Annotated in this window: 1 protein-coding gene; it reads left to right on the forward strand. The window is 50.0% G+C overall.

Features of this window, described 5'->3' with window-relative positions; all coding sequences use genetic code 11:
- Positions 1-15: 15 nt before the first annotated feature.
- A partial coding sequence (locus Q4563_RS22850) for a hypothetical protein (protein ID WP_303606180.1) occupies positions 16-234 on the forward strand: 219 nt, incomplete at its 3' end.

Genomic DNA, 234 nt, shown 5'->3' on the forward strand with positions numbered 1-234 from the left:
GTTGGATGTAATGCATTGTTTGAGAAGAGTTTTGCGTCTGTGGGGGGGGAATCGCGTCAAGTAGATGAGGGTGAGGGTCCCAATGGAGATGAGATCGACTGGGAAACCTACGAGGGGGGGGTCTTGAATTTCGATACCGTTGCTGGTGAGCGGGTGGTCGATAAACCGATTGTGTTGTATGATCGTGTTATTTTTCGAACCGTGGTGCCTACTGATAGCCCTTGTGTTTTCGGT

It is taken from the genome of Gilvimarinus sp. 1_MG-2023, from assembly GCF_030548285.1.